This window comes from Weizmannia agrestimuris (genome assembly GCF_943193165.1).
Classification (GTDB): Bacteria; Bacillota; Bacilli; order Bacillales; family Bacillaceae_C; genus Weizmannia; species Weizmannia faecalis.
Window position 1 is genome coordinate 134563 of the sequence record NZ_CALPDC010000002.1, and the last position, 15549, is coordinate 150111.

Here is a 15549-nt window from a genome sequence, read left to right on the forward strand (position 1 = left end):
CAATGGAAAAATTGGCACCCGCGCAAACAGGGTTAAAAGGTACGATTAAAGTTCCGGGGGATAAATCGATTTCCCACCGGTCGGTTATGTTTGCCGCTGTCGCCAGGGGAAAAACGATGGTAGAAAATTTTCTCCCCGGCGCCGACTGTTTGAGCACCATTCATTGTTTTCAGCAAATGAGCGTGCCGATCGAACGGGATGGCACCCGGGTGGTGATTGCTGGAAAAGGATGGGACGGTTTGGCGGAGCCGGAAACGGTGCTCGATACCGGAAACTCTGGTACGACGACCCGCCTGATGCTCGGTCTTCTTGCCGGCCGGCCCTTCCATTCGGTCATTGCCGGCGACGAATCGATTGCAAAGCGCCCAATGCAGCGCGTCACAAAACCGCTTTGCGAAATGGGCGCGCACATTGACGGAAGAATGGGCGGCAATTTCACCCCTCTTTCTATAAGGGGCGGGGCGCTTCAGGGAATCGAATACCGGCTGCCTGTTGCAAGCGCGCAGGTAAAATCCGCGCTTCTTTTAGCCGGTCTTCAGGCAGACGGCACTACAATCGTGCATGAGCCGCAGCCCACCCGCGACCATACTGAACGAATGATCCGGGCATTTGGCGGCGAGGTCAGGACGGAAGGGAGAACGATTTCCGTCCGGGGCGGCACGGTTTTCCATGGCACGGAGATCGTTGTGCCCGGCGATATCTCATCCGCCGCCTTTTTTATGGCTGCTGCTTCGCTCGTGCCCGGGAGTGAAATCGTCTTGCCGGATGTCGGGCTCAATCCGACCCGTGCCGGGATCATTGACGTTTTAAAGCAAATGGGCGCGGATATGGAAGTGATCGAAACACATGCCCCATCTGACGGCGAGCAAACAGGCACGTTGGTGATCCGTCCGGCTGCTTTACAAGGCGTTGAAATCGGCGGCGGGCTGATTCCGCGCCTCATTGATGAAATTCCAATCATTGCCCTTCTTGCTACACAGGCGGAAGGCAGGACGGTCATAAAAGATGCCGCAGAACTGAAAGTGAAAGAGACAAACCGGATTGACACGGTTGTCCGGGAATTAAAGAAACTGGGCGCCCATATTGAAGCGACAGCGGATGGCATGATCATTGAAGGCCCTTGCCGGCTTTCAGGCGGGACGGTGGAAAGCCACGGGGATCATAGAATCGGGATGATGCTTGCCGTTGCATCACTTGTGGCAAAGGATGCTGTCTGCCTGAAAGGGGCGGAAGCAATCGCCGTATCATACCCGCAGTTTTTTGATGATCTGAAATCCGTTCTGTAACGGCTTTAGACGCCTATTGAAAACAGGCACCAGCAAAAGAATGAAAATCAGCCGGCGCCTGTTTTCAGGATAACAGAGAACAGCTTGATCATGATGCCCGTGGAAAAGCGGGGTGCGGAAATTCAAAATCCCGTGCCCCGCTTTATTTTTGCTGTGAAAAAAAGGGATTTTCATGCACGGCGGAGAAATACTTAAACAGGGAACCCGGAAAGGCAAATGATTTGCCCTGGCCTTCAAAATTCATTATGATTTAGCCAAAGGCCACCCGCGGTTTTTCCTGCAGGCAAGTGGGCTCCAGGGAAAGGGCGATTGCCATTTTACCAGGGGACCGGGGGAGCGCTTTTAGCGGCAACCGGGGATTTTGGCTTTGCAAGATTCTGGCTTTGCAAAAATCCCGCGGCTAACGTTGCAAAAGGTTCAGCAAAAGGAAACACATCAAAGATTAAAGGAAGATTTTCATGAGCTTAATGGAACAATTGTTGGATCATTTGGAAGAAGGCCGGCTCGAGGAGGCGAAAAAAACATTTGAAGATTTTCTCGCGCTCGGCACGGACGAAGAGAAATATGCGCTTGCCGGGCAACTTGAGGGCCTCGGTTTTCTGAATGAAGCACAGCAATTATATAAAGATTTGCTTGCGTCTTATCCGGATGACGGCGAGCTTGTGATCTTAATGGCGGAAACGCTTATTGATATGGACAATGAAGAAGAAGCCATATTATACCTCGACCGCATTCCGGAGACGGACCCCGATTACCCGCGTGCACTGCTTTTGCTTGCGGATTTGTATCAAATGCAGGGCCTGTATGAGGTCAGCGAAAACAAACTGATGGAAGCTGCATCGCTTTTGCCGGAAGAACCTGTCATCCATTTTGCGCTTGCCGAGTTTTACGCTTCCTGTGCCCGATATGCGGAAGCTTCCCGTGAATATGAGTGGCTTTTGGGCAAAGGGATCGATACATTTGCGGATACAAACATCCACGGGCGCCTTGCAGAAGTGCTGAGCGCAGCGGGCGCGTTTGAAGAGGCCTTGCACCAATATGAGCATGCGATGGAAGGCCGCTTTGAGGCGAACACATTATTTGGATATGCCTTAACCGCGTACCAGGCAGGATTTTATGAAAAAGCGATAGAGCTGTTTGAAGAATTGCGGGAAACGGATCCCGGCTACCATCCGCTTTACCTGTATCTTGGCCGTGCATATGAGCACGAACAAATGCCGGAAGAAGCGCTTGCTGCTGCTGAAAAGGGCATAAAAGAAGACGAGTATGATAAAGAACTTTATCATTTTGCTGGAAAAATGGCTACAAAAGCAGGCGATGAGGAAAAAGCGGAAAATTATTTTAAAAAAGCGCTGGAACTGGATCCCGGCTATTTGGATGCGGCCCTTTCCTACAACGAGCTGCTGCTTCAAAAGGAGCGGTACGAAGAAGTCCGTGACCGGGCCCTCAGCATGGAAAAAGAAGGGGATACCGACCCTCGGCTTTACTGGGATCTGGCCATATCGCTTAAGCATTTGGAAGAATATTCTCAGGCATTAAAGTATTATGGATATGCATATAATGATTTACAAAACGACACGGTGTTTCTGGAGGATTACGGTTATTTCCTGATTGAAGAAGGGAGAAGGAAAGAGGCTTACGGCATTTTCCAAAAGCTTTTGCGCGAAGATCCGGCAAATGATGAATGGATTGCACTTCTTGAAAGGCTTGAAGACGGAAATTAATTGCGGCCATCGTTGCCGGACTTTTTCGTAGGCGGTTTAGACGGGAAAAGGTATAATGAAGGTGTAAACCAATGTTTTATCAAAAAAGCTGCCCGCTGTAAACACGGCCATTCAATTTGCAGAGGAGGGATTACGATGGCTCTCACCCCTGTTTCAATCAACGAGAAAAAGGAGTTTATCCGTTGGTTTTTAAATCATTACCAATTAAAAAGACGGGAGTCAGTCTGGATTTTGAATTATTTAATGAGCCACGACCAGCTGATGGAAAAAGTCCATTTCGTCGAGGAAGCGCATCTTTGCCCGCGCGGCATTATCATGTCGACGCATTGCGTGGACAATGTGCCGTTCCGCTTTTATAAAGATAATATTATGACAACGGATGCGGAAAAGTCTTTCCATGATATCCGGCTGAACCGTGAGGAAGACATTTATATCCAGCTCAATTTCAAAAAATCCCATTTATCGTACCAGTATGCGGCTGTGCTTGAAGAAAACCCGTATATGCCGAAAGATCTCCATATAAACGAGACAGACCGGCAAATGGCGGAAAAATTATTGGAAAAAAGCATGAAAGACTTTAAACGGAATAAACTGCGGGAAGAAATCGACAAAGCGCTCGATGAGAAAGATTACGGCCGTTTTGTCGAATTAAGCGGGGAGATGAAAAAACTGGATGATTAATCTTTCCGGTTTCTGCCCGCGGGGAAAATGAAAGGGGTATCATCTGTGCGCTGGCGTGCAAAAGACATGGAATTGTATCAACAGGAACGTTACTTTATTGACACGGCAGTCCTGCCGCTTGTCCCGGTTTCATTCGGAGACCATATCCGACAGCTCGCTTCCGGATATGAATGGATCCAGATGATCGCAGGCTGCCTCGAGTCGCAATTTAAAGGCCGGATTGTTTTGCTGCCCGCTTTCCCTTATTTGCAGCAGACGATCCCGGACAGTGCGGGGCCTGCCATCAAGTCATGGGAAGCCGAATTGACTGAAAGCGGGTTCCGGCATATTTTTTATTTGACCAGCGATCCCGGCTGGCAAAGGCTTCAGGCCGAACTGAACGGAAATGTGGTCTGGCTACCGGCTGTCCCACTTGAACATATGGAACAAAAACAGCAGGATGCCATTGTAGATGAACAGGTAAAACAGCTTATCTCCATTATTGTCCGGTCATGGGGAGAAAACTGAAAAAGTTATATTAAAATATCAGTTTATTTCGAGTAGAAAGATACTTGACATAAAATAGACAATATTCATTGACCGGCAAATATCTTTGTTTTATCATAAGAGTGTATTTGCTACATCTTGAAAATATTAGGAAACCAACAGTTCTGTAAGGGGGGGAACAGGTTGAGCAAAAAAGATCCGGTGTCAAGGAGGCAGTTTTTAAATTACACGCTGATGGGCGTAGGCGGATTTATGGCTGCGGGTGCGCTGATGCCGATGCTCCGTTTTGCCGTCGACCCGGTGCTCGAGGCGGAAGCAGCCGGCGACTTTCATCCAACCAAATTGAAAGTTTCTGATATTAAGAGCGAACCGGTGCGTGTCGATTTTAAATACGAACAGACGGACGGCTGGTATAAGTCGGATGTCACCCAGACGGCCTGGGTGTATAAAGACAGTAAAGGCGATATTGTGGCGCTTTCACCGGTTTGCAAACATCTTGGCTGTACCGTGAACTGGAATACGAACAAAGCGCATCCGAATCAGTTTTTTTGCCCCTGCCACGGCGGACGGTATGAGAAAAACGGGAAAAACATACCGGGAACACCACCTTCCGCGCCTTTGGATGCATACCCTGTCAAAACAAAGGGCGGCTATCTGTACCTGGGCAAACCGCAGAAAAATCCATATGTGAAGTGAGGGGGAAGAGATGCTTAGCAAATTGTATGACTGGGTCGACGAGCGCCTTGATATTACGCCGCTTTGGCGGGATATTGCTGACCATGAAGTGCCGGAGCATGTCAACCCGGCGCACCATTTTTCCGCTTTTGTCTATTGTTTTGGGGGGCTCACTTTTTTTATAACAGCCATCCAGATTCTGTCGGGTATGTTTTTAACGATGTACTATGTTCCGGATATTAAAAATGCCTGGCACTCTGTCTATTATTTGCAGCATGATGTGGCATACGGCCAGATTGTGAGAGGAATGCACCACTGGGGGGCAAGCCTCGTCATCGTCATGATGTTTTTACATACGCTGCGGGTGTTTTTCCAGGGCGCATACAAGAAGCCGCGCGAGCTGAACTGGATTGTCGGCGTGCTCATCTTTTTCGTCATGCTCGGGCTCGGCCTCACCGGTTATTTGCTTCCGTGGGATATGAAAGCGCTTTTTGCGACAAAAGTCAGCCTGCAGATTGCGGATTCGGTGCCGTTTATCGGGCCGTATATTAAAACGCTTTTGGCCGGCCATCCGGATATTGTCGGTGCCCAGACGCTGACGAGATTTTTTGCCATCCATGTCTTTTTCCTGCCAGCGGTGCTGATGCTGCTTTTGGCAGCCCATTTTTTGATGATCCGCAAGCAGGGAATTTCCGGACCGCTGTAATGAATAAGTATCCATAACGGGCAAAAGGAGGGGGAAGGATGCATCGCGGAAAAGGAATGAGATTTGTTGGTGATTCCAGAATTAATGCGGACCGCAAACCGAATATTCCTAAGGATTACTCGGAGTATCCCGGTAAAACGGAAGCTTTTTGGCCGAACTTTTTGCTGAAAGAGTGGCTCGTCGGCGCTGTTTTTCTCGTCGGCTTTTTATGTCTCACTGCCGCACACCCGTCGCCGCTTGAACGAATTGCGGACCCGACGGATACGAGTTATATTCCGATGCCGGACTGGTATTTTCTATTCCTGTATGAACTATTAAAGTATACTTATTCTTCCGGCCCGTACCAGGTGATCGGGCTCGCGATCCCGGGCGTTGCTTTTCTTGCACTGCTGTTGGCACCGTTTATTGACCGCGGCCCTAAGCGGCGGCCGCTTGACAGGCCCCTTGCAACCGGGTTTATGCTGCTCGCGGTTTGTGCAATATTCTACCTGACATGGGAAGCGGCGGCCCACCACGATTGGAAAAAAGCGAAAGAGCAGGGGAAAATCGTGAAACAGGTTGCCATTGACAAAAACGCAGAAGGCTATAAAATATTTGCCAAGCAGACGTGTGTGACGTGCCACGGAGAAAATCTCCAGGGCAGTGCGGCAGCCCCTTCTTTAGTCGGCACAGGCTTAAGTGCGGATGAAATCGCAAAAATCGCCAAAAAAGGCAAGGGGAAAATGCCGCCTAACCAATTTAAAGGCTCGGATCAGGATTTGAAAAAACTGGCGGATTATATCGCCGGGCTAAAATCGAAATAAAAGCAAAAAAAGCCGGCAGAAGCCGGCTTTTTTCGTGCTTTCTGTTTTGTTAAAATGAATCTATCTTTTTTGAAATGGGGGAAGACGATGAATGTACCGGCATTGTATGCGGCGCTGGCAGACAGGCGTGTCCTTTGGATGCTTTTTTTAGCCAATGCTGCAGGGACCATTTATGGTTACATTTGGTACGGGTGGCAGCTTCGCGATACGCCGCCTGCGTTTTGGCTGTTTGTCCCGGACAGCCCGACCGCAAGCCTGTTCTTTCTGTTTGTGCTGCTTGCCTTTTTATGGCGGAAACACTGGCCGTATGTGGAGGCACTTGCAATGGTGACGCTTTTTAAATACGGGATTTGGGCGGTTGCGATGAACCTTCTCGTATTGATCGTAAACGGCTCATTGCCACGGCAGGGATATATGCTGATGGCTTCCCATTTGGCAATGGCGATAGAGGGAATATTGTATGCGCCGTTTTACCAATTCAAATGGAAGCATCTTTTGGTTGCGGCGGTATGGACTTTGCACAATGATATTATTGACTACGTTTTTATGCAGTTTCCCCGGTACGAAGATGTATACCGGTATATCCGTGAAATCGGCTATTTTACCTTTTGGCTGAGCATCCTTTCTCTTTTGCTTGCATACCGGTTTGCCGTGCACAAAAGGCGGCTCCGCCTCGAACTTTAAATCGCTTTTTCCGTCGACAGAAAGCAGGAATCCCCGAAATGGACGCCGGGCTGTTTTTATGGTCTACTCTTGTCCCTCCCTTCATAAGTTAGTAACAGTATGAGGGGGGACAAGGATGAGGAGAAAAGTAGTGATCCTTCTTTGTGTGTTCATGTTAAGTTTTGCCGGAAAAAGTTTTGCAAAAGGTTCGGATGATGCTTTGGCACATTTAAATGATCTAAGCGACGAGGCATTGCAGCTGGCGAAAAACGGGCAATATGCAGAAGCAAAAAATGTGCTGAATGAATTTTCGAAAACATTTTCCAGGCAATCGTTTAAAAATAAACGTTTAACGATGGATGAATTGAGAGTTTTGACCGTCACTCATGATGAAGCGGTAAAGGCGTTGACGAAAGTAAGCGCAGAGCCTGAGGAGAAAGTGGATGCCTGCACGTCATTCCGGCTCGTGGTGGATGCGATCCAATCGAAGTATCAGCCGCTCTGGACGCAGATGGAAGGGCCGGTGATGTCTTCATTTACAGAGGTGCAAAAAGCAGCCGCAACAGGGAAGCGTGAAACGTACAACGAAAAATTAAACCTGTTCCTCAAACAATATGCAGTGATCGAGCCGAGTTTAAGAGTGGATCTGCCGGTTGAAAAAATACAGCGGCTCGATTCGAAAATCGCTTATATTGACCGTTATCGGGACAAGGTGGCAGGCAGCGGGTCCGGAAAAAAGGAACTGGAGGCGCTCCGGACAGATTTGAAGCAGCTGTTTGAAGCCATGAAGGAAGATGAAGCCGACCCCTCCCTCTGGTGGATTATGATTTCCACCGGCAGCATCATCATTCTTACTTTATCGTATGTCGGATGGAGAAAATACAAAGGGCAAAAAGAAGAGCGTCACGAGACCGATCATATGGATTGACCTTTTGACCTTATTCGGATACAATAAAGGTAAGATTACCATGGAGGGTATGGAGGGTGGCAAATGTCGTTTTTGATTTACTATCTCATTTTGGCAATCATTCCGATCTGGGCCCAGCTGAAGGTAAAAAACACATACAGCAAGTATGAAAAGGTCGCAAATGCATCCGGCATGACAGGCGCCGAGGTGGCAAGGATGATCTTGGACGAAAATGGCTTATACCATGTGAAAGTGCTGGAACACAGCGGCTTTCTTAGCGACCATTACAATCCGATTAACAAAACCGTCAATTTGTCGACTGCCAACTACCACGGGCGTTCGATTGCGGGGGCTGCTGTTGCGGCGCACGAATGCGGACACGCCATTCAGGATAAAGTCAATTACGGGCCGCTCCGTTTCCGTCACCGCCTCGTGCCTGTGGCGAATATCGGCAGCAATGCCTCTTGGATTTTTATTTTGATCGGGATGTTCACGCATGCGACAGGCATGTTCCTGCTTGGGATTATTCTGATGGGGCTTGCCGTGTTGTTCCAGCTTGTGACATTGCCGGTTGAATTCAATGCGTCGTCACGTGCGCTTGCCCAGGTCACGTCGCTCGGCATCGTCCGCGGCGGGGAAGAAAGGGAAGCGCGCAAAGTATTATCGGCTGCCGCGCTGACATATGTAGCTGCCGCGGCGGTTGCGGTCATTGAATTGCTGCGTTTAATCCTCATCTTTACCAACTTAAACGGCAATAACAACAATAATTGACAGTACGAAAAGCTTTCCGGGGTGTATCGGCAACCCGGAAAGCTTTTTTTCGTCTTGCTGCATGTGCCGGTTTGCATTATAATGAAGAAGTTTGGTTGTTTCCAACCCGTGGTTCGAAACCATCCCACGTAAAAAAACTAAGGAGAGATGCATATGAAACTGAAAACACTCGTCGTCAACGGGGTTGTCGCGGCACTGTATATTGCGGTGACATTTTTTATCCAGCCGCTTGCGTTTATGAACGTCCAGTTCCGTGTTTCTGAAATTTTTAACCATCTCGTTGTGCTTAACAAGAAGTATATGATCGGTATTGTGGCAGGCGTTTTTCTCTCAAACTTATTTTTCTCGCCGATCAAGTATGATATGTTCATCGGTACAGCCCAGTCCGTCCTTGCGCTTGCGATTACCATTTTATCCGCACGGTTTATAAAGGGCGTCTGGGGACAGATGATCCTTAATTCCATTGCTTTTACGGCCTCCATGTTTATTATCGCATGGGAAATGCAATGGTTTAACGGCGTGCCTTTCTTTTTCGGCTGGCTGACGGCAGGTGCCGGCGAGCTAGCCGTGATGCTGATTGGAATGCCGGTTATCTACCTGATCAACAAACGCCTGCATTTTGAAAAACAGGTTTAAAAAAGAGCTGCCGCGGCAGCTCTTTTTTAATCTTCAATCGGCTGTTTATTCTCATCAAGCGTAAAGCCTTCCCCGAGCACATCATGGACCACCATCATCGACACGAAAGCATGGGGGTCAACGGAATGGATAATGCCTTTTAAACGGGACACCTCATGTTTTCCGACGACACAGTACAGCACATCCCGGTCCTGTTTCGTGAACATGCCGTGCCCGCGAAAAACGGTAACGCCGCGGTCCATCTGCTTCATGACTTTCTCGGCAATTTCATCATGCTTGTCCGAAATGATAAAAGCGCCTCTAGCCGTATAGGCCCCTTCCTGCAGAAAATCGACAACTCGCGAGCCGACAAAAACGGCAACGAGCGTGTACATCGCTTCCCGGTAATGCAGGTAGGTGATAAGCGACAGCGTAATCACGCATGCGTCGAACATGAACATGGTCCTGCCCATTGCCACGCCTTTATATTTAAATACGAGCCTGGCAATGATATCGACGCCTCCCGATGTCCCCCCGTAGCGGAAAATAATCCCGAGCCCGATGCCGATAAATACCCCGGCAAACAGCGCCGCAAGAAACATATCATCGCGAAGCGGAATATGGAAATGTTTCTTTTCAAATATCCATAAAAAAAGAGAGGAGCCGACCGTCCCGACCAGTGTATAGTAAAACGATTTTTTTCCAAGCAGCTTCCATCCGACAAAAAATACGGGGATATTCAAAATCAGATTGGAGTAAGAGGGGTTGATGTGAAATAAATAGTAAAGCAGCAGCGTAATTCCGGTAAAACCGCCTTCCGCCAGATGATTCTGGATATTAAAATGGACAATGCCAAAGGCAAAGATGCAAGAGCCGAGCAGGATAAAAAAGATGTTTTTCATTTTCAGCATAATCCGTATCCTCCTTCCCCGGTATATATCCGGCGTTCCCATTATAGCGAAAGCGGTACAAAAGGGCAATCAGGCAGAGAGAAAAGCAAATATATGATTTGTAAAATCTGCCGTTTTTGGCTAACATGGAAGAGGATTACAGGATTGGGGGATGAAAATGGCAGAAAACAAATCGATCCGGCAAATGCAAAAAGAAGTCGATGATTATATCAGCCAGTTTAAAGAAGGGTACTTCAGTCCGCTTGCGCTTACAGCAAGGCTGACGGAAGAACTTGGGGAGCTGGCGCGCGAAATCAATCATTATTACGGGGAAAAACCGAAAAAACCGGATGAGAAGCCGAAAACCGTAGCAGAAGAGCTCGGCGATTTGCTGTTTGTCGTCATTTGCATGGCAAATGCTTTACATATTGATTTACAGGAAGCCCATACAATGGTTTTGCAGAAATTTAACACGCGTGATAAAGACAGATGGACGCGAAAAGAGCAGGAGGAGTAATGAAACATGGATGATATTCGGATTATTGTTGCCGGGGCCCGCGGGAAAATGGGGAGCGAGGCGGTGCGGCTGATCGAGCGGACGGAACATTTTAAACTCGTTGGCGTAGTGGACAGGACTTTTGACGGCAAACTGTTCAATGATGTATCCGATTATAACGGCGAGCCGGTCCGGGTGTATACCGACCCGGAAGCATGCCTTGAAAACTGCCCGGCGGATGTATGGATTGATTTGACGGTGCCGAAAGCAGGGTTCCTCCATGCGAAAACGGCTCTCGCACATGGTGTCCGTCCGGTTGTCGGGACGACCGGGTTTACCGATGCGGAACTGGAAGAACTGAAGGCTGTTTCCGCACAAAAAGGAATCGGCTGTATCATTGCACCGAATTTTGCAATCGGGGCAGTGCTGATGATGAAATTTGCGCAAATGGCGGCGAAATATTTTCCGGATGTGGAAATCATCGAGCTGCACCATGACCGGAAAAAAGATGCCCCGTCCGGTACGAGCGTAAAAACGGCGCAAATGATCTCGGAAGCAAGAAGAAAAAAAACGCAGGGGCATCCGGATGAAAAAGAAACATTACAAGGTGCAAGGGGCGCGGATTTTGAAGGCATGCATATCCACAGCGTCCGCCTGCCCGGCCTTGTCGCCCACCAGGAAGTGCTGTTCGGCGGGGACGGCCAGCTGCTTACGATCCGTCATGACTCGATGGATCGCGCATCTTTCATGTCAGGGGTGAAAGTAGCCGTTGAAACGGTGATGAACCTCAATACATTTGTTTACGGGCTCGAAAATATTTTGGATTAACCGGAAGGAGGAAAGGAAATGGCCGGCAAGGTGGATATTCTCGCTTTCGGGGCCCATGCCGACGATGTCGAAATCGGCATGGCGGCATCCATTGCCAAATGGGCATCGATGGGGAAAAAAATTGCGATATGCGATTTGACAGAAGCGGAGCTGTCTTCGAACGGGACGGTTGAAAACCGCAAAAAAGAGGCACAAAAATCGGCAGCTTGCCTCGGGGTTAGAGAAAGAGTAACGCTGAAATTGCCGGACCGCGGCCTTTTTATGCAAGCGGACGCTATCCGCGCGATTACCGGTGTCATCCGGAAGTTTCAGCCGGATGTCGTGTTTGCGCCTTTTCATGAAGACCGCCATCCCGATCACGGTAACTGCGGCAGGCTTACAGAGGAAGCCTTTTTTTCGGCCGGCATCAGGAAATACCGTTCTGAACCGGATCTTCCTTCCCATAAACCGAAACATCTTTATTTTTATATGGTAAACGGTTTTCATCCGCCCGATTTTGTCGTCGATGTCACCAACTTTATGGACAAAAAACTTGAGAGTCTCCATGCCTATGAAAGCCAGTTTTCGATTCGGGAAAGAAGTGTCCATACCCCGCTTACGGATGGCTATATTGAAGCGGTCACTGCGCGCGAGAGGATGTTCGGGAAAGAGCTCGGGGTGAAATATGCAGAAGGGTTTTTAAGCAAAAAACCGGTTCTTGTGAATTTGGATGTGCTCGACTTATGAAAAAGTTAAAAATTGGGATTACGTGCTATCCGACCGTAGGCGGATCCGGCGTCATTGCAACGGAACTTGGCCAGCTGCTTGCCGAAAACGGCCATGAGATCCATTTTATTACCTCGAGTGTCCCGTTTCGGCTCAATAAAATGTATCCGAATATTTATACCCATCAGGTAGAAGTGAACCAGTACGCCGTCTTTCAATATCCGCCTTATGATATTGCACTTGCCTCTAAAATCGCAGAAGTGGCGGAAAGGGAAAAGCTGGATGTGCTCCATGCCCATTATGCGATTCCACACGCCATCTGCGCCATTCTCGGCAAAATGATGGCCGGTACCCGGATGAAAATCGTGACCACCCTGCACGGCACAGACATCACCGTGCTCGGGTATGACCCGTCGCTTGTCTCCGCCATTCGGTTCGGGATTGAACAGTCGGATGCAGTGACGGCGGTTTCCGATGCACTTGTCCGGCAAACGTATGATTTGATCCGGCCGCAGAAAAACATTTCGACGGTTTATAATTTTGTCGATGAACGCGTATACCGGAAAATGGAGGCAGGCCATTTAAAACATGATTACGGCATTTCGGAAAAGGAAAAAGTGCTGATTCACGTTTCCAATTTCCGGGCGGTAAAGCGCGTGCCCGATGTCGTCAAGGCTTTTGCGAAAGTGCGGGCACAAATGCCGGCAAAACTGCTCCTTGTCGGCGACGGGCCGGAAATGACCGTCGTCTCCCGGCTCGTTGCCCAATGCGGTATAGAAAAAGATGTCTTGTTTTTAGGAAAGCAGGAGCGGCTCGAGGAGCTGTACGCAATCAGCGATTTGATGTTGCTTTTATCGGAAAAGGAAAGTTTCGGCCTTGTTGCGCTTGAAGCGATGGCGTGCGGCGTCCCGTGCATTGGCACCCGGGTCGGCGGGATTCCGGAAGTGATAACAGACGGGATGAACGGCTATTTGTGCGGGCTGGGCGATGTTGAAGCCGTTGCCGGAAAAGCCATCCGGCTGCTTGAGGATCCGGGCCTTTATGCTGCGTTTTCGAAAGCGTGCGAAAAGACGGTAAAAGATAAATTTTATTCCCGCAACATTTTGAAACAATATGAACAAATATATGAACAAACGGTAAATGAGGTTGATGGACATGCTCCCGCCATTTCAGACGGCGCTTCCCATTATCCGGACGCTTGAAGATGCAGGGTTCAAAGCTTTTTTTGTCGGGGGATCGATCCGCGACAGCCTGCTTGGGCGGCCGGTGCACGATGTCGATATTGCCACCTCGGCGAAACCGGAAGAGGTAAAGGCACTTTTTACACATACTGTCGACATCGGCATTGAACATGGAACAGTGCTTGTATTGTATAAAGGAAACCAGTATGAGATCACGACGTTCCGGACCGAGTCGGTATATAAAGATTACCGGCGCCCGGAATCGGTTGAATATGTGGACTCATTGCTTGAAGATTTAAAACGGCGCGACTTCACGATGAATGCGATGGCGATGGATAAAAACGGGAAACTGATTGATCCGTTTGCAGGCAGTGAAGCCATCCGGATGAAGCGGATTGAAACGGTCGGATCCCCTGAAGAAAGATTCCGGGAAGACGCGCTTCGGATGATGCGGGCCGCCCGGTTTACGAGCCAGCTCGGTTTTTGGATTGAAGACGGGACGAAACAGGCCATCAAGCGCCATGCACCGCTTATCCGGCATATTGCCGTTGAGCGGATTACCCAGGAATTTATCAAATTGCTGGAAGGAGAGCATCCGTATGAAGCGCTGCAACTGCTTCAAGAAACCGGGCTGCTCGGGTTTCTGCCCGGTCTTTGCGGCAGGGAAGCGCAGCTTTTTTCTGCCCTGCACCCGGTGTTAAACGAATTGTCAGAACAACAGCTTTGGGTGTACCTTGTTGCCGCCGCAAACCCGGAAGATGCCAACGCTTTTTTGCGAAAATGGAAACTGCCGAATGAAAAACGGAAAGCCATCGTGCGTACGCTCGGCTTTTTCAGGATGCGCGCCGGGCGAAAGTGGGATCCGCTTATGCTCTATGATGCCGGCGAGCAAACGGCAGTGGATGCTGAAGCGGTTTTCTGCGCTTTTCGCCGCGAAAACCCGGCGCCCCGCATTGCCGCCCTCCGGCAGGCTTTCCGGGAATTGCCAGTGAAAAACCGCAGCGAGTTGGCCATCGACGGAAAAAAGCTGATGGCGCTTTTTTCGAAAAAAGGCGGCCCGTGGCTGAAAGAAATGCTTCGTGAGATTGAAAAAGCGCTGATAAACGGCGAAATCGAAAACCAATATGAGGCAATCCGGAGGTGGGTTTTGTGCAAATATCCACAAGAGAAAAAATAATAGAATTGCTGACGGAAGCTGGGGACGGCTTTGTATCGGGAGAAACGCTGGCGAAAAAGCTGAACTGCTCGCGGGCGGCGGTTTGGAAGCATATGGAAGAGCTGCGCAAAGAAGGTTTTGAATTGGAAGCGGTTCGGAAAAAAGGCTACCGGATTAAAGGAACGGGCGACAAAGTGACGGAAAATGAAATCCGGTACGGGCTCGGGACAAAACGGCTTGCAAGAAACATTCATTACCGGGAAACGATCGATTCGACCCAGCGGCTTGCGCACCAGCTCGTACAGGAAGGCTGTCCTGATGGCACGCTTGTGATTGCAGAGCAGCAGACGGGAGGAAGGGGCAGGCTCAGGCGGTCCTGGTATTCCCCTAAATATACCGGTATCTGGATGAGTATTGTCCTGCGGCCGGATCTTCCGCCGCAAATGGCGCCCCCGTTTACGCTCATTGCCGCCGTTGCGGTCGCACAGGCAATCGAAGAAACAGCGGGGATTGTGCCGGAGATCAAATGGCCGAATGACCTGTTAATCGGCGGAAAAAAATGCGCAGGGATCCTGACAGAGCTTGAAGCGGACACGGATCGGATCCAGGCGGTGATCACAGGGATCGGGATCAATGTAAACGAAACCGATTTCCCGGACCCCTTAAAATCGATCGCAACATCCCTTTCCCTTGCTTCTGGTAAAAAAGTAAAACGCGCGCTGCTCATTCAGCGCATCCTTGAGAAATTGGAAAAATACGAGGAAATTTATCTCAGGAACGGCTTTGCGCCGCTTAAAATTTTATGGGAAAGCTATGCCAATGTGGCAGGGAAAAAAATCACGGCGCATACGTTTAAAGGGGATATTTCAGGGCGTGCGGTCGGCATCACGGATGACGGCGTGCTCCAGCTTGAAGGGGAAGACGGGCAGATGCATGCCATTTATTCCGCAGATATTGAAATCGAACGTTAAAAAAT

18 protein-coding genes and 1 riboswitch are annotated in these 15549 nt (G+C 49.3%); of the genes, 17 read left to right on the forward strand and 1 reads right to left on the reverse strand.

The window, feature by feature from the left end; translation table 11 throughout:
- Positions 1 to 2: 2 nt before the first annotated feature.
- The 11 genes from aroA to NFR98_RS02085 all read left to right on the forward strand — a co-directional run bounded on the left by aroA (position 3) and on the right by NFR98_RS02085 (position 9338).
- On the forward strand, positions 3 to 1286 hold the full coding sequence (gene aroA / locus NFR98_RS02035; RefSeq protein ID WP_014098167.1) for a 3-phosphoshikimate 1-carboxyvinyltransferase: 1284 nt from the start codon (positions 3 to 5) through the stop codon (positions 1284 to 1286).
- Between the two features lie 458 nt (positions 1287 to 1744).
- On the forward strand, positions 1745 to 3010 hold the full coding sequence (locus tag NFR98_RS02040; protein ID WP_014098168.1) for a tetratricopeptide repeat protein: 1266 nt from the start codon (positions 1745 to 1747) through the stop codon (positions 3008 to 3010).
- 135 nt (positions 3011 to 3145) lie between these two features.
- A complete protein-coding gene (locus NFR98_RS02045) occupies positions 3146 to 3691 on the forward strand; it encodes a ReoY family proteolytic degradation factor (protein WP_014098169.1) in 546 nt (181 codons plus the stop codon).
- A gap of 45 nt (positions 3692 to 3736) precedes the next feature.
- Complete coding sequence (locus tag NFR98_RS02050; RefSeq protein ID WP_014098170.1) at positions 3737 to 4198, forward strand: YpiF family protein; 462 nt, start codon at positions 3737 to 3739, stop codon at positions 4196 to 4198.
- A 162-nt stretch (positions 4199 to 4360) separates the two neighbouring features.
- A complete protein-coding gene (locus tag NFR98_RS02055) occupies positions 4361 to 4873 on the forward strand; it encodes a QcrA and Rieske domain-containing protein (protein ID WP_013859496.1) in 513 nt (170 codons plus the stop codon).
- A 10-nt stretch (positions 4874 to 4883) separates the two neighbouring features.
- Positions 4884 to 5558: a menaquinol-cytochrome c reductase cytochrome b subunit gene (gene qcrB / locus NFR98_RS02060; protein WP_013859495.1), complete on the forward strand. Its 675-nt coding sequence runs from the start codon at positions 4884 to 4886 to the stop codon at positions 5556 to 5558.
- Between the two features lie 38 nt (positions 5559 to 5596).
- On the forward strand, positions 5597 to 6361 hold the full coding sequence (locus NFR98_RS02065) for a menaquinol-cytochrome c reductase cytochrome b/c subunit (RefSeq protein WP_014098171.1): 765 nt from the start codon (positions 5597 to 5599) through the stop codon (positions 6359 to 6361).
- Positions 6362 to 6448: 87 nt separating this feature from the next.
- Complete coding sequence (gene lhaT / locus NFR98_RS02070; protein ID WP_017550460.1) at positions 6449 to 7045, forward strand: lipoprotein heptaprenylglyceryl N-acetyltransferase LhaT; 597 nt, start codon at positions 6449 to 6451, stop codon at positions 7043 to 7045.
- A 115-nt stretch (positions 7046 to 7160) separates the two neighbouring features.
- Entirely contained in the window at positions 7161 to 7952 is a 792-nt protein-coding gene (gene ypjB / locus NFR98_RS02075; protein WP_014098173.1) for a sporulation protein YpjB, read from the forward strand.
- A 63-nt stretch (positions 7953 to 8015) separates the two neighbouring features.
- Positions 8016 to 8702, forward strand: coding sequence for a zinc metallopeptidase (locus tag NFR98_RS02080; protein WP_013859491.1), 687 nt, complete (start codon positions 8016 to 8018; stop codon positions 8700 to 8702).
- Between the two features lie 102 nt (positions 8703 to 8804).
- Positions 8805 to 8849, forward strand: a riboswitch (PreQ1 riboswitch).
- A gap of 6 nt (positions 8850 to 8855) precedes the next feature.
- The gene (locus tag NFR98_RS02085) at positions 8856 to 9338 is read left to right on the forward strand and encodes a QueT transporter family protein (RefSeq protein ID WP_251459564.1); all 483 of its coding nucleotides are present in this window, start codon (positions 8856 to 8858) and stop codon (positions 9336 to 9338) included.
- A gap of 26 nt (positions 9339 to 9364) precedes the next feature.
- On the opposite strand, the gene NFR98_RS02090 is transcribed toward NFR98_RS02085, so the two are convergent.
- Positions 9365 to 10228: a YitT family protein gene (locus NFR98_RS02090; RefSeq protein ID WP_013859489.1), complete on the reverse strand. Its 864-nt coding sequence runs from the start codon at positions 10226 to 10228 to the stop codon at positions 9365 to 9367.
- 151 nt (positions 10229 to 10379) lie between these two features.
- Here NFR98_RS02090 and NFR98_RS02095 point away from each other — a divergent pair, with 151 nt between their 5' ends.
- From NFR98_RS02095 to NFR98_RS02120, 6 genes are read left to right on the forward strand one after another with little or no spacing between them, the layout of a single operon-like run.
- On the forward strand, positions 10380 to 10724 hold the full coding sequence (locus NFR98_RS02095; RefSeq protein ID WP_017553048.1) for a nucleotide pyrophosphohydrolase: 345 nt from the start codon (positions 10380 to 10382) through the stop codon (positions 10722 to 10724).
- Positions 10725 to 10730: 6 nt separating this feature from the next.
- On the forward strand, positions 10731 to 11531 hold the full coding sequence (gene dapB, locus NFR98_RS02100) for a 4-hydroxy-tetrahydrodipicolinate reductase (RefSeq protein ID WP_013859487.1): 801 nt from the start codon (positions 10731 to 10733) through the stop codon (positions 11529 to 11531).
- A gap of 18 nt (positions 11532 to 11549) precedes the next feature.
- Positions 11550 to 12257, forward strand: a complete 708-nt coding sequence (gene bshB1 / locus NFR98_RS02105; RefSeq protein WP_013859486.1) for a bacillithiol biosynthesis deacetylase BshB1 — start codon at positions 11550 to 11552, stop codon at positions 12255 to 12257.
- Positions 12254 to 13438: an N-acetyl-alpha-D-glucosaminyl L-malate synthase BshA gene (gene bshA, locus NFR98_RS02110; RefSeq protein ID WP_251459566.1), complete on the forward strand. Its 1185-nt coding sequence runs from the start codon at positions 12254 to 12256 to the stop codon at positions 13436 to 13438. The genes bshB1 and bshA overlap by 4 nt, the downstream gene beginning before the upstream one ends.
- Entirely contained in the window at positions 13392 to 14594 is a 1203-nt protein-coding gene (locus NFR98_RS02115; protein WP_061566815.1) for a CCA tRNA nucleotidyltransferase, read from the forward strand. The genes bshA and NFR98_RS02115 overlap by 47 nt, the downstream gene beginning before the upstream one ends.
- Positions 14567 to 15544, forward strand: coding sequence for a biotin--[acetyl-CoA-carboxylase] ligase (locus tag NFR98_RS02120; RefSeq protein WP_251459568.1), 978 nt, complete (start codon positions 14567 to 14569; stop codon positions 15542 to 15544). Before NFR98_RS02115 ends, NFR98_RS02120 begins: the two co-directional genes overlap by 28 nt.
- Positions 15545 to 15549: the final 5 nt, after the last annotated feature.